General features: G+C 70.2%; 15 protein-coding genes. 10 read left to right on the top strand and 5 right to left on the bottom strand.

Features of this window, described 5'->3' with window-relative positions; all coding sequences use genetic code 11:
* The first annotated feature begins 13 nt into the window (after positions 1-13).
* Genes puhA through PGN25_04980 form a run of 9 tightly spaced genes read left to right on the top strand, consistent with a single transcriptional unit; the run spans position 14 to position 6,063 of the window.
* A complete protein-coding gene (gene puhA, locus PGN25_05020; GenBank protein ID MEH3116975.1) occupies positions 14-787 on the top strand; it encodes a photosynthetic reaction center subunit H in 774 nt (257 codons plus the stop codon).
* A complete protein-coding gene (gene puhB / locus PGN25_05015; GenBank protein MEH3116974.1) occupies positions 784-1,455 on the top strand; it encodes a photosynthetic complex putative assembly protein PuhB in 672 nt (223 codons plus the stop codon). The genes puhA and puhB overlap by 4 nt, the downstream gene beginning before the upstream one ends.
* 15 nt (positions 1,456-1,470) lie before the next feature.
* Positions 1,471-1,941, top strand: a complete 471-nt coding sequence (puhC, locus tag PGN25_05010) for a photosynthetic complex assembly protein PuhC (protein ID MEH3116973.1) — start codon at positions 1,471-1,473, stop codon at positions 1,939-1,941.
* A gap of 14 nt (positions 1,942-1,955) precedes the next feature.
* Positions 1,956-2,252, top strand: a complete 297-nt coding sequence (locus tag PGN25_05005; GenBank protein ID MEH3116972.1) for a hypothetical protein — start codon at positions 1,956-1,958, stop codon at positions 2,250-2,252.
* Positions 2,249-3,337 (top strand): magnesium-protoporphyrin IX monomethyl ester (oxidative) cyclase, encoded by a 1,089-nt coding sequence (gene acsF, locus PGN25_05000; protein MEH3116971.1) that lies wholly within the window; start codon positions 2,249-2,251, stop codon positions 3,335-3,337. Before PGN25_05005 ends, acsF begins: the two co-directional genes overlap by 4 nt.
* A 1-nt stretch (position 3,338) precedes the next feature.
* On the top strand, positions 3,339-4,148 hold the full coding sequence (gene puhE, locus PGN25_04995; protein MEH3116970.1) for a putative photosynthetic complex assembly protein PuhE: 810 nt from the start codon (positions 3,339-3,341) through the stop codon (positions 4,146-4,148).
* A 56-nt stretch (positions 4,149-4,204) separates the two neighbouring features.
* Positions 4,205-5,422, top strand: a complete 1,218-nt coding sequence (gene hemA, locus PGN25_04990; protein MEH3116969.1) for a 5-aminolevulinate synthase — start codon at positions 4,205-4,207, stop codon at positions 5,420-5,422.
* 54 nt (positions 5,423-5,476) lie between these two features.
* Complete coding sequence (locus PGN25_04985) at positions 5,477-5,737, top strand: type II toxin-antitoxin system HicA family toxin (protein MEH3116968.1); 261 nt, start codon at positions 5,477-5,479, stop codon at positions 5,735-5,737.
* Entirely contained in the window at positions 5,734-6,063 is a 330-nt protein-coding gene (locus PGN25_04980; GenBank protein ID MEH3116967.1) for a type II toxin-antitoxin system HicB family antitoxin, read from the top strand. The genes PGN25_04985 and PGN25_04980 overlap by 4 nt, the downstream gene beginning before the upstream one ends.
* A gap of 33 nt (positions 6,064-6,096) precedes the next feature.
* Here PGN25_04980 and PGN25_04975 read toward each other — a convergent pair whose 3' ends face one another.
* The 3 genes from PGN25_04975 to clpS all read right to left on the bottom strand — a co-directional run bounded on the left by PGN25_04975 (position 6,097) and on the right by clpS (position 9,396).
* Positions 6,097-6,372: a hypothetical protein gene (locus tag PGN25_04975; GenBank protein ID MEH3116966.1), complete on the bottom strand. Its 276-nt coding sequence runs from the start codon at positions 6,370-6,372 to the stop codon at positions 6,097-6,099.
* A 137-nt stretch (positions 6,373-6,509) separates the two neighbouring features.
* Entirely contained in the window at positions 6,510-8,978 is a 2,469-nt protein-coding gene (gene clpA, locus PGN25_04970) for an ATP-dependent Clp protease ATP-binding subunit ClpA (GenBank protein ID MEH3116965.1), read from the bottom strand.
* 22 nt (positions 8,979-9,000) lie between these two features.
* Positions 9,001-9,396: an ATP-dependent Clp protease adapter ClpS gene (clpS, locus tag PGN25_04965; GenBank protein ID MEH3116964.1), complete on the bottom strand. Its 396-nt coding sequence runs from the start codon at positions 9,394-9,396 to the stop codon at positions 9,001-9,003.
* Between the two features lie 384 nt (positions 9,397-9,780).
* Here clpS and PGN25_04960 point away from each other — a divergent pair, with 384 nt between their 5' ends.
* The gene (locus PGN25_04960; GenBank protein MEH3116963.1) at positions 9,781-11,265 is read left to right on the top strand and encodes a D-alanyl-D-alanine carboxypeptidase; all 1,485 of its coding nucleotides are present in this window, start codon (positions 9,781-9,783) and stop codon (positions 11,263-11,265) included.
* Between the two features lie 140 nt (positions 11,266-11,405).
* On the opposite strand, the gene PGN25_04955 is transcribed toward PGN25_04960, so the two are convergent.
* Together PGN25_04955 and PGN25_04950 are read right to left on the bottom strand one after the other, a co-directional pair.
* Positions 11,406-12,101: a DnaJ domain-containing protein gene (locus PGN25_04955; protein ID MEH3116962.1), complete on the bottom strand. Its 696-nt coding sequence runs from the start codon at positions 12,099-12,101 to the stop codon at positions 11,406-11,408.
* 69 nt (positions 12,102-12,170) lie between these two features.
* On the bottom strand, positions 12,171-13,316 hold the full coding sequence (locus tag PGN25_04950; GenBank protein ID MEH3116961.1) for a trypsin-like peptidase domain-containing protein: 1,146 nt from the start codon (positions 13,314-13,316) through the stop codon (positions 12,171-12,173).
* Between the last annotated feature and the right edge of the window lie 63 nt (positions 13,317-13,379).

Below are 13,379 nucleotides of genomic sequence, written 5' to 3'. Positions count from 1 at the left end.
CGGGAGGCGTGCCATGCCCAGAGGCGAGATCACCGGTTATATCGACGTCGCGCAGGTCACGCTCTACGCGTTCTGGATCTTCTTCGCGGGTCTCGTCTTCTACCTGCGGCGGGAGGACCGGCGCGAGGGCTACCCGCTGGAGAACGAGGCCGCCGGCCGCCTGAAGGGTCCGGACCCGATCCTGATCCCCTCTCCGAAGGCCTTCCGCTTGGCGAGCGGGCATACGACGTATGCGCCGCAGACCAACATCGCCTACGACGCCGACGTGCCGAGCGCCCGCCGCGAGGTGTTTCCCGGCGCACCCTACTTCCGCACCGACACCTCGCTCCAGGCGGGCGTCGGCCCCGGGGCCTGGGTGCCGCGCCACGACGAGCACGACCGCACCTGGGACGACCAGTACCGCATCGTGCCGCTGCGCGTCGCCGACACCTTCGTGGTGCACGAGGACGGACCGAACCCGATCGGAATGCCGGTCTACGGTGCCGACCGGCAGGTGGCCGGCACCGTGGTCGATCTCTGGGTCGACCGCGGCGAAGCCTTCGTGCGCTACTACGAGGTCGAACTCGGCGCGGGCGGCCGCCGGGTGCTGATGCCGGTCACCTTCTGCACCACCGGCCGTCTCTCCCGCACCGTGAAGACCGAGGCGCTGCTGGCGGCGCAGTTCGCCGACATCCCCGGCACCCGGGACCCGGATTCCGTGACCCTGCGGGAGGAGGAGCGGATCATGGCCTATTTCGGCGCCGGCACCCTCTACGCCTCGCCGGCCCGCGCGGAGCCGCTGCTGTGAGCGAATCGGAATTCCTCCCCGAGGGCACCCTGCGCGGGATGCCCGGCCCGCTGCCGGCGGGCGAACGCATCCTGTGGCGGGGCGCGCCGACCCTGTCCGGCGTGCTCCTGCGCGCCTTCCACGCCCGCCTCGTCATGCTGTGGTTCGCCGGTGCGGCCGCCCTGCTCGCCCTCGGCGCCGCCGCGAGCGAGGGACCGGCGCGGGCGCTCGCGGTCGCCGGACCGACGCTGCTGGTCGGCCTCGGCGCGCTCGGCCTGCTCACCGTCCTCGCCTGGCTCGTCCACCGCACCACGGTCTACACGCTGACCGACCGCCGCGTGGTGATGCATGTCGGCATCGCCCTGCCGATCACCCTCAACCTGCCGCACGTGCGCATCGAATCGGCGGATCTGCGCCTGTTCGCCGACGGCAGCGGCGACATCCCCTTGCGCCTGCCGCCGGGCGAGCGGGTCGCCTACCTGCATCTCTGGCCCCATGCCCGGCCCTGGCGGGTGAGTCGTCCCGAGCCGATGCTGCGCTCGGTGCCGGACGCCCGCGGCGTCGCGGCGCTGGTCGCGCGAGCGCTCGCCGCGCGGGCGGAGGGTCCGGCGCGGACCGGCGAGCCGATGGCCATCGCGGTCGAGCGGCCGGTGGCGACCGCCGGCCGCCTCGCCGCCATCTCCCGATAGCAGGAGGACGAGGCGATGCCCGTGGAGCTGAACGTCCGGCCGCCGCCGCACAAGCCCGCGTTGCAGCGTCCGGCGCTGCTCGCCGTCGCGGCGCTTCTGACGGTCGTCGTCGGCGCGGTGTTCCTCGGCCGGGACCGGGAGGCGGGACCGCAGGAGCCGCCGGCCCGCGCGGTCGAGACGCTGGCCTTCCGCGCCGAGGACCGGCCGGACGGCGCCATCGACCTGCGGGCGGCCGAGGGCGGCCGGCTCGTCGCCCGGATCGAACCGGGCCAGGACGGCTTCATCCGGGGCACCTTGCGCGGGCTGGCGCAGGCCCGCCAGCGCGAGGGCCTGAGCCGCGATCCGCCCTTCACGCTGACGCGATTCGACAACGGCACGCTGTCGCTGGAGGATGAGGCCACCGGGCGCCACGTCGCGCTGCTGGCCTTCGGCCCCTCGAACGCCAAGGCCTTCGCCCGCCTGCTGCCCGGGGCCGAGATGCGGTGATGGGAGCGACGGAGATGGCCTGGATCGGCAAGACGGTCGTCGAGGTGCCCTGCACCGTGGAGATCGAGCAGACGCCGGAAAGCCTGCACGCCCACGTGACCCTGGATGCCGGCTTCGAGATCGCGCCCGGCGACGAGGTCCGGGTCCACGACGCGCCGACCGCGGTGCCCTACGGCGAACGCATCACCGTGCGCCGCACCGCCACCGTCACCCGCGCCGGCCGGCTGGAGCGGGCCTGGACCAAGCTGATCGCCCACCTCGAACTGACCGAGCTCTACGAGGTGAGCTTTTCCGAACGGAGGAAGCTGTGAACGCCACCGTCCAGCCCCCGGCCGGGGCCCCCGGCCCCCGCCATCCGGTCAACGAATCGACCAAGGCCGCGCAGGCCACGACCTTCCTGAGCCCGCGCTTCTACACCACCGATTTCGACGAGCTCGACCGGACGAACGTCGAGCCGGTGCGCCGCGAGTGGGACATCCTGATCGACGAACTGCGCTCGGACCCGAACAAGCGCCACTTCGTGCGCAACGCCGAGTTCGACTGCGACCTCTCCGGCATGGACCCCGAACTGCGCAAGGAGTTCCTCGACTTCCTCGTCTCCTCGATCACCGCCGAGTTCTCCGGCTGCGTGCTCTACGCCGAGATGCGCAAGCGGGCCAAGAACAAGGACATCAAGGAGCTGTTCGGCTTCATGAGCCGCGACGAGGCGCGGCATGCCGGCTTCATCAACGACACGCTGAAGGATTTCGGCATCGGCGTGGATCTCGGCTTCCTGACCAGGACGAAGAAGTACACCTTCTTCCGCCCGAAATTCATCTTCTACGCGACCTACCTCTCCGAGAAGATCGGCTACGCCCGCTACATCACCATCTACCGCGAATTGGAACGGCACCCCGAGCGGCGCATCCACCCGATCTTCAAGTGGTTCGAGAAGTGGTGCAATGACGAGTTCCGCCACGGCGAGGCCTTCGCGCTCTTGATGCGCGCCAATCCGAAGCTGACGGAAGGGGTCAACCGCTACTGGATACGGTTCTTCCTGCTCGCGGTGTTCGCGACGATGTACGTCCGCGACCATTGCCGCCCGGCCTTCCATCGGGCGCTGGGTGTCGATCCGACGGACTACGACTTCAAGGTCTTCCGCATCACCTCCGAGATCTCGAAGCAGACCTTTCCGATCACCCTCGATCTCGACGATCCGCGTTTCAAGGCCGGCCTCGACCGGCTTCTGGTCCGTGCGGAGAAGATCGCCGCCGCCAAGGCGCAGGGCGGGCTTGCGGGCAAGCTGAAGCACGCGGCGCAGACGGCGCTCGCGGCGGCGACTTTCGCGCGGCTCTACCTGCTGCCGGTCAAGCGCAACGCCATGCCCGCCGACATCCGCCTCCGGCCGGTCTGGTAGCATGGGCGCCTACGCTGCCCCGGCGCTCTACGCCGTCCTGCTGTGGTGGTCGGCCACCGGGCTGGTTCTGGTGCTCCAGCACCTGCCGCGGCGGACCCATGCCCGCAGCCTGATCGCGGCGAGCGCCGTGGCCACGGCCGCCCTGTGGGCGATCCGCGCGGTCGCCGACGACGACACCGAGACCGGCGCCTATCTCGGCTTCACCGCCGCGGTGGTCCTCTGGGGCTGGCAGGAGATGAGCTACTACATGGGCTTCGTCTCCGGGCCGAAGCCCGCGGCCTGCGCGCCGAACCTGCACGGGCTCGACCGCTTCCTCGCCGCCCTCGCCGCCAGCCTCTGGCACGAATTCGCGATCCTCGGCTGCGGCCTCGCCATCCTCTGCCTGACCTGGGGGCAGGGGAACCGCGTCGCGCTGTGGACCTACGCCCTGCTCGCGCTGATGAACGCCTCGGCGCGGCTGAACCTGTTCCTCGGGGTGCGCAACCTCCACGCCGAGTTCCTGCCCTCGCATCTCGGCTATCTCGCCTGCTACCTGAGCCGACGGCCGATGAACCCGCTGTTTCCGGTCTCGGTGACGCTCGGCACCGCCGCGACGGTTCTGCTCGCCCGCGGCGCGCTCGGGGCCGAGGCCGCGCCTCAGACGGTCGCGGGCCTCGGCCTCCTCGCGACGCTCGCGGCACTCGCCACCCTGGAGCACTGGTTCCTGATGCTGCCGCTGCCCTCGGCGGCCTTGTGGAACTGGAGCCTGCCCGGCCGTGCGGCACCGGTCGCCGACGAGGCGCGGGAAACTGGGGCCGTGCAACGCGAATGAGATGAGGCGGACGCGAGATCCGCCCGCCGACAGCAACTCCACAGGGGAGAACGGTCATGGATTACGAGGCGTTCTTCGGCAATGCGATCGCCGGTCTCCACCGGGAGGGCCGCTACCGCGTCTTCACCGACCTCGAACGGCAGGCCGGGCGCTTCCCCCACGCCACCCATCACAGCCCCGGCGGCGCGCGCGAGGTCACCGTCTGGTGCTCCAACGACTATCTCGGCATGGGCCAGCATCCGTCCGTGCTGCGGGCGATGCACGAGGCGATCGACCGCTGCGGAGCGGGGGCGGGCGGCACCCGCAACATCTCCGGCACCAACCACTACCACGTGCTGCTGGAGCAGGAACTGGCCGACCTGCACGGCAAGGAAGCGGCGCTGATCTTCTCCTCCGGCTACGTCTCGAACTGGGCCGCCCTCGGCACGCTCGCGGCCAAGCTGCCGGGCTGCGTCGTCTTCTCCGACGAGGGCAACCACGCCTCGATGATCGAGGGCATCCGGTCGAGCCGGGCCGAACGCCAGATCTTCCGCCACAACGATCCGGAGGACCTGAACCGCAAGCTCGCCCTGGTGGAGCCCGGACGGGCCAAGCTCGTCGCCTTCGAGTCGGTCTATTCCATGGACGGCGACATCGCTCCCATAGACGAGATCTGCGACGTGGCGGAAGCGCACGGTGCGCTCACCTATCTCGACGAGGTCCACGCGGTCGGCCTCTACGGGACGCGGGGCGGCGGCATCTCGGAGCGGATGGGGCTGGCCCACCGCCTCGACGTGATCGAGGGGACGCTCGGCAAGGCGTTCGCCGTCCATGGCGGCTACATCACGGGGTCGGCCCAGCTCTGCGACTTCGTGCGCAGCTTCGCCTCGGGCTTCATCTTCACCACCTCGCTGCCGCCCGCGGTCGCGGCGGGCGCGGCGGCGAGCATCCGCCACCTCAAGGCGAGCGGGGCCGAGCGCACGCGCCATCAGGAGCGCGTCGCCCGGGTGCGGCAGGCCCTCGACGCGGCGGGCATTCCGACCCTGGCCAACCGCAGCCACATCGTGCCGGTGATGGTGTGCGATCCGGTGCTGTGCAAGGCGATCAGCGACACCCTGCTCGACGAGTTCGGCATCTACGTGCAGCCGATCAACTACCCGACCGTGCCGCGCGGCACCGAGCGCCTGCGCATCACGCCCTCGCCGCTGCACTCCAACGCCGACATCGACCACCTCGTGGAGGCGCTGAGCACCATCTGGCGGCGGATCGGCTTGAGCAAGGCGGCGGCGGAGTAGACGGTGTCCGGCGAGAGGCGTCGTCTGGCTTTCAGTATCGAAGACTGATACTATATGAAGGTGAGCGGGAAGCACCGGGCGACGCTCGAAGCGATTTTCGCCGATCCCGTCCGTTCCGGCATCGCCTGGACCGACATCGAACGCCTGTTGAGGGCCTGCGGTGCGGAGATCGAAGAAGGACGAGGCTCTCGCGTCCGGGTCGCCCTCAACGGCGTGCGTGCGGTCTTCCACCGACCGCACCCGCAGAAGGAGACCGACAAGGGTGCGGTGAAATCCGTCAGGCGCTTCCTCACCGAAGCGGGATTCAGACGATGACCGTCATGCACCACAAGGGCTACGAGGCTTTTGTCGAATACGACGAAGAGGCCGAACTCTTTCACGGCGAGGTGCTCAACCTTCGCGACGTGATCACGTTCCAGGGCCGTTCGGTCGACGAGTTGAAGCAGGCGCTGGCCGACAGCATCGAGGACTATCTGGCCTTCTGCGCCCAGCGCGGCGAAGAGCCGGAAAAGCCGTTCTCCGGACAGTTCGTGGTCCGGGTCGATCCCGGACTGCACCGCGCCGTGGCCTCCGCCGCCCGCCGCGCCGGGCTCAGCCTCAACAAGTGGGTCGCCCGGACGCTCGAGCAGGCGTCGATCTGACCGTTGCGCCCGAGGGAAAGCGTCCTTTCGCCGTCACATCTTCTTTTCGAGCGCGGCCTTCACCTGCATGAGCTGGTCCCACGCCACGCCTGGGCTGGTGCCCATTGCTTCCAGCACCGCGTTCACGCCCCAGACCAGACCGATCAGGATCAGCGGCACCAGGATCCAGCCCAGGATCTCCTCGCCCCGGTGACGGGACTTGCGGCGGCGGCGCCGCCGCTCGCGGGCGGTGAGCGGTGCCGGTCGCACCGGCATCTGCGGTGGTGTCGCGACAGGCGTGAGATGCTCCTCCTGCGCGTCGCTCGTCATGATTCCCCCATTGCCAGTCGACGCTGCGCGTCCTCAAGAGGGATGCGGCGCCGCCCATATCCGGGAGCCGGCGCAGGAACGCAACCCGCTCCGGAATCGAGGACAGTCGCTCTCGCGAGCGACCGTCCGGCCAGATTTCAGACTTTCAGCGGGACCTTCGGCACGGTGCGGACGCCGCCCCCGCCGGACGGACCGCCGTCGCGCTTGACCGCCTTCTTGCGCGGGGCCGAACGCGGCTTGGAGCGCTTGCGCTTGGCGGCGTTGGCGACGTCCGTCTCCGGCTTCGGCGTCACTGGGCCGGCGGGAAACTCGAAGCCGAGTTCGGTCTTGCCCTTCGCATCCTCCGCCTCCGGCTTCTTCAGCACCACCTTGACCGCACCGCCGTCCTTGAGGCAGCCGAACAGCACCTCGTCGGCGAGCGGCGTCTTGACGGTGGACTGGATCAGGCGGGCCATGGGCCGGGCGCCCATCGCGTCGTCGTAGCCGTTCTCCACCAGCCAGTCGCGGGCCTCGTCCGAGAGTTCGATCGTGACGTTGCGGTCGGCGAGCTGCGCTTCGAGCTGGAGCACGAACTTGTCGACGACCTTGGCCACGACCTCCTTCGGCAGGTGGCCGAACGAGATGATGGCGTCGAGGCGGTTGCGGAATTCCGGCGCGAACAGCCGGTTGATCGCCTCCACGTCGTCGCCCGAGCGCTTCGACTGGGTGAAGCCGTAGGCCGACTTCGCCAGATCCGAGGCGCCCGCGTTCGAGGTCATGATGATGATGACGTTGCGGAAATCGACCTGCTTGCCGTTGTGGTCGGTCAGCTTGCCGTGGTCCATCACCTGCAACAGGATGTTGAACAGGTCCGGATGCGCCTTCTCGATCTCGTCGAGCAGCAGCACGCAGTGGGGGTGCTGGTCGATCCCGTCGGTGAGCAGCCCGCCCTGGTCGAAGCCGACATAGCCGGGCGGCGCACCGATCAGCCGCGAGACCGTGTGCCGCTCCATGTACTCCGACATGTCGAAGCGCAGCATCTCGACGCCGAGCGAGGCCGCGAGCTGCTTGGCCGCCTCCGTCTTGCCGACGCCGGTCGGGCCGGCGAACAGGTAGGAGCCGATCGGCTTGTCGGGATCGCGCAAGCCGGCGCGGGCCAGCTTGATCGCCGAGGTCAGCGCCTCGATGGCGTTGGTCTGGCCGTAGACGACCCGCTTCAGGTTCTCGGTCAGGTTCTTGAGCACCACCGCATCGTCCTTCGACACGGTCTTGGGCGGGATGCGCGCCATCGTGGCGATGGTGGTCTCGATCTCCTTGACGCCGATGGTGCGCTTGCGGCGCGCCTCCGGCACCAGCATCTGCGAAGCGCCGGTCTCGTCGATCACGTCGATCGCCTTGTCGGGCAGCTTGCGGTCGTTGATGTAGCGGGCCGACAGTTCCACCGCGGCCTTCACCGCGTCGGTGGTGTACTTGAGCTTGTGGAATTCCTCGAAGTACGGCTTCAGGCCCTTCAAGATCTCGATCGTGTCGGGGATCGACGGCTCGTTGACGTCGATCTTCTGGAACCGGCGCACCAGGGCGCGGTCCTTCTCGAAGTACTGGCGGTACTCCTTGTAGGTGGTCGAACCGATGCAGCGCAGCGCGCCGGAGGCCAGCGCGGGCTTGAGCAGGTTCGAGGCGTCCATCGCGCCGCCCGACGTGGCGCCCGCGCCGATCACGGTGTGGATCTCGTCGATGAACATGATGGCGTTCGGATGCGCCTCGATCTCCTTCATCACCTGCTTGAGGCGCTCCTCGAAATCGCCGCGGTAGCGGGTGCCGGCCAGCAGCGTGCCCATGTCGAGCGAAAAGACCGTCGCATCGGCGAGGACTTCGGGCACCTCGTGCTGGATGATCTTTCGCGCGAGACCTTCGGCGATCGCCGTCTTGCCGACGCCGGGATCGCCCACCAGCAGCGGGTTGTTCTTCTGCCGGCGGCAGAGCACCTGGATCGTGCGCTCCACCTCGGCATGGCGGCCGATCAGCGGGTCGATCTTGCCGTCGCGCGCCTTCTTGTTGAGGTTGACGCAATAGGCCTCCAGCGCGTCGCCCTTCTTCTTCGGCCGCGCCTCGCCGTCGTCGGACCCGGGCCGCTCGGAGGCGGTCTCCTCGTCGGCCCCGCGCACCGGCTTGGCCTCGGAGGCGCCGGGCCGCTTGGCGATGCCGTGGCTGATGTAGTTGACCGCGTCGTAGCGGGTCATGTCCTGCTCCTGCAGGAAATAGGCGGCGTGGCTCTCGCGCTCGGCGAAGATCGCGACCAGAACGTTGGCGCCGGTCACCTCCTCGCGGCCCGACGACTGCACGTGGATCACCGCGCGCTGGATCACCCGCTGGAAGCCGGCGGTCGGCTTGGCGTCCTGGCGCCCGTCGCCCTTCAGGTTCAGGAGCTCGGTGTCGACGTACTCGACGAGGTTGCGGCGCAGCACGTCGATCTCGACGTTGCAGGCCCGCATCACCGCCGCGGCGTCCTGATCGTCGACGAGGGCGAGCAGGAGATGTTCGAGGGTGGCGTATTCGTGACGGCGCTCGCCGGCCAGCGCGAGGGCGCGGTGGAGGGCTTGCTCGAGGCTGCGTGAGAAGCTGGGCAATGCTCTGGCCTTCGCTGGATGCCTATTTCTTTTCCATAACGCACTGAAGCGGATGTTGGTGCTTGCGGGCGAAATCCATCACCTGCGTCACTTTCGTTTCCGCGACCTCGTAGGTGAACACGCCGCACTCCCCCACGCCGTTGTGGTGGACGTGCATCATGATCCGGTGGGCGTCCTCGCGGTTCTTGTTGAAGAACCGCTCCAGGATGTGAACGACGAACTCCTGCGGGGTGTAGTCGTCGTTGAGCAGCAGCACGCGGTAGAGGCTCGGGCGCTTCGCCCGGGGCTTCGTGCGGGTGATGATCGCGGTGCCCGAACGGTCGTCGTCACCCGGGACCCGCGGGGTCGAGGCCGCACGCGCCGGCGCGCGGCCCCGGCCGGTCCCGTACCCCTCGTCCTGGATCAGCTTGGAAGACATCTGAATCGAAGCGACCCCGGTCTGGCAGTCTTCGGCGCCTGCGCCCCGACCAGGAGCGCATCGCTCGGGAGGCAATCTATAGGCCGGGAAACGACTGCGCCAGTGAGGTGCGTGAAACTGTCCGTCCCGGGCGCGCTCCCGCGGGCGCGGCGGGCCATCGATCCGCCCATGGCGGCAGAGGGGTGCGCCGCGCCGGCGCATCAAGATCGGCTTAACCCCTGTGGCGAAAGGACGATCCCGGAATCGAAGCGGACGGCATTAACGGCCGCGTAACCGCGTTCATCCTACCGTCCTCGACAGAAGCGCGGGTCCGGAGGGCGGCATCCGCGGACGATAGAGTGCCAGCCGGGTCCGCCGCCCGGTTGTCGAGGCGAAGGTTTCGAGATGCGTCGCGTAGAAGGCCGGCCCACCACGGGGTCCCGCGCTGTCGCCGTTCTGCTCCTGGCGGCAAGCTTCCTCGTCGCGGTGGCCGATCCCGCCGAAGCGCGCCGCCGCGGCCACGCCCGCAAGGCGGTGGGCGGCTACAACCCGCCCTACGCCGCGATGGTGGTGGACGTGAAGTCGGGACGCACGCTGCATGCGGTCAACGAGGACGCGCTGCGCCACCCGGCCTCGATCACCAAGGTGATGACCCTCTACATGCTGTTCGAGCAGATGGAGAAGGGCCGCTACGACCTCGATTCGACGCTGACGATCTCGGCCAACGCCGCCGCGCAGTCGCCGTCGAAGCTCGGCCTGCGCCCCGGATCGACGATCACCGTCGAGGAGGCGATCAAGGCGATCGTGACCAAGTCGGCCAACGACGTGGCCTGCGCCATCGGCGAGAACATCGCCGGCTCCGAGCCGCGCTTCGCCGAGATGATGACGCGCAAGGCGCGTGCGCTCGGCATGGGCCGCACCCACTACGCCAACGCCTCCGGCCTGCCCGACCCGGACCAGATCACCACCGCCCACGACCTCACCCTGCTGGCCCGCGCGATCCAGGACCGCTTCCCGCGCTACTACCGCTACTTCCAGACCCGCTCCTTCGCCTTCCGCGGCCGGGTGATCGGCAACCACAACCACCTGCTCGGCAACGTCGAGGGCGTGGACGGCATCAAGACCGGCTACACGCGCGATTCGGGCTTCAACCTGATGACCGCGGCCAAGCTCGGCGACCGGCAGATCGTGGCGATCGTGCTCGGCGGCAAGTCGGGCGCGAGCCGCGACCGGATCATGGCCGACCTCGTGCGCGCCAACCTGCCCCGTGCCTATGCCGGCGCGCGCCAGGCGGCGCCCATCGTCGAGGTGGCCGAGCGCGGCCGCCCGGCGGTCGTCGCCGAGGCGGATTCCCGCACCCGCACGGCGCTCGCCTCGGCCGACGACGATGCGGTCGAGACCACGAGCTCCACCAGCGCCGCCCCCCTCGACATCCGTCCGGCCACCACCACGCCGGGGTCGCGCCGCTCCGGCCTCCAGGCCCTGCCCGGCGCCGCGCAGGCCTATGCCGGCCCGGTGAGCCAGGCGCCGTTCCCGAGCGCCGGCGGCAAGTCGACCGCGCGCCTGCCCGCCGTCGAAGGCGTCGCCTCCCGCGCCGAGGGGCCGCCGAAGGATGCCCGCGGCGAGAGCGCCAAGCCCGTGACGCCGACCCCCTGGGTGATCCAGCTCGGCGCCATGGACGACGAGGACAAGGCGAAGTCGATCCTCGCCGACGCCCGCAGCCGCACCGGCGCGCTGTCCAAGGCCGCGCCCTACACGGTGCGCGTCTCCCACGGCGGCACCACGCTCTACCGCGCCCGCTTCTCCGGCTTCGCCGAGCAGGGCGCCGCGCAGGATGCCTGCACCGCGCTGAAGAAGCACGGCTTCAACTGCTTCGCCACCCGCAGTTGAAATTCCCTTCGAAGCCGCAAGGCACGGCGCCCGACCCGTTCGTCGGGCGATCCGCCCCATACGAGCCGCGCCGGGCGGCCGGGACGTTCGTTTCGCTTCATGAAACCCTGACGACAAACCCTGACAACGCGCGTGGAGTTCTAGCGATGTCGGTTCACCAGCCTGTCACGCGCCGCGTTCACGCGCGCCGCCCGCTCGACGCTGCCGCCCTGGTCGGGATGCAGCCGCTTCATCAGCGTCCGATGAGCCGCGCGGACCTCCTCCAGGGACGCCCCGCGCTCAAGCCCCAGGACCTGATAGGCCTCCTCCTCCGTCATCGTCCCTGGCTTCGCCGCGCCGCCCGGCCGCGGGTCTCCATCGCCATCAGCGTCTACACGCCAGCCGGGCTGCCGGCGGTCGAGATACGCCTCTAGCAGGCGCGCGCCCTCCGGATCGTTGCCGGCGAGGAGCGCGGCGAGGTCGATCAGCGCGTCCGGCGGCACCGCCGACAGCCGCCGTCCGGCGAACGGCCCGACGAAGACGGTCCCGTCGAACGGCGCCCCGTCGGGCCGAAGGTCGAGTTCGAGGGAGGCCGCGCGCCGCCGCCGCGGCTCCCTCCCGCCGCGGAAGGCGCGCACGCGCCGGATCACGCCCGCCTCGCCCTCCGCCAGCCAGAGGCCGCCCGCGCCGAACAGAAGGGCGGGCACGAGGCTGCCGCGCAAGCCCAGCACGAACGCGGCCGCGAGCAAAGCGTAGCCGGCGAGAAGGCGCGGCGTCAGGCCGAAGGGCAGGCGCCCGTCGCGGCGGCCGAGCCACCAGAATCCGATGAGCGCCAGGAGGCCGAGGGCGAGGAGCATCCCCGGGTCATCGGCCGGTTCGGACCCCAGGTAAAGCGCTCATGCGGAGCATGGCGCGGCCGGGCGGCCTCACAAGCGGGTCGGCGCCACGTCCGCCGTGTTCAGCCGCACGGTCCGCACCCGGCCGTCGCGCTCCACCAGCAGGGTGACGGGCCGGTCGAGGCCGGCCGCCTCGACCACGGCGGTCAGGTCCGACAGGCGGTGGACCGGGCGCCCGCCCGCGCCGACGATGACGTCGCCGATCGCGCCGGTGCGGGGATCGACGCCCTGCAGGCCCGCCTGCGCCGCGGGCGAACCCGGCAGCACCCGCACCACCACGACGCCGTCGATGCCGAGGCGCGCAGCGGTCGCCTCCTGGCCGGCGATGATGCCGATGCCGGGATTGCGCACCCGCCCGTTCCTGATGAGGTCGGGGACGACCCGGTTCACCACGTCGACCGGCACCGCGAAACCGATGCCGGCACTGGCGCCCGAGGGCGAGAAGATCGCGGTGTTGACGCCGATCAGGCGGCCCGCCGAGTCGAGCAGCGGACCGCCGGAATTGCCGGGATTGATCGCCGCATCGGTCTGGATCACGCCCGACAGTTCCCGGCCCTCCTGGGTCGGCAGCCGGCGCTGCAGCGCGCTGATGACGCCGGTCGTCAGCGTATGGTCGAGACCGAACGGGTTGCCGATGGCGAAGGCCGATTGGCCCACCTTGAGATTGGCCGAGCCGCCCACGGCGAGCGGCGGGGGCAGCGCGGCCACGCGGCCGAGCCGGAGCACGGCGAGGTCGTAGCTCGGCGCCGTGCCGACCACCCGCGCGCCCACCACCTCGCCGGAGGCGAGGCGCACCGAGATCGATCCGCCGCCCTTCGTCGCCGCCTCGACCACGTGGTTGTTGGTGACGACGTGGCCGGCGGCATCCCAGACGAAGCCGGTGCCGGTCTGCGTGCCGGAGCCCTGCTGCTGCTCGCCCTGGCCGAACTCGTCGTCCGGCTCCATCAGGGCGCGGCCCTGCGCGGCGGCCTGGGCGAAGACGTGGACGACGGAGGGCGCGGCGCGGGCGAACAGATCGACGGTGGTGTTCTCGGCGGCCGAGAGATCGCCCCGGGCGGTGACGGCACGGGGCGCCTCCGCCGAGTAGAGGAAGGCGAGGATGTAGGGCTGCGCCACGAAGGCGATCAGCAGGCCCAGCGTCACCCCGAGGGCGACCCGCACGAAACGATCCGGCACGGAAAAAGTCCCCAAGCCCCCGACGGCGCGGCCCTCCCGCACGCGCGGTACGGGCCCCGTTCA

This window comes from Methylorubrum populi (genome assembly GCA_036946625.1).
In the GTDB taxonomy this organism is placed as follows: Bacteria; Pseudomonadota; Alphaproteobacteria; order Rhizobiales; family Beijerinckiaceae; genus Methylobacterium; species Methylobacterium populi_C.
The sequence above is the reverse complement of the archived record's forward strand: the minus strand, read 5'-3'. Positions and strand labels throughout refer to the sequence as shown.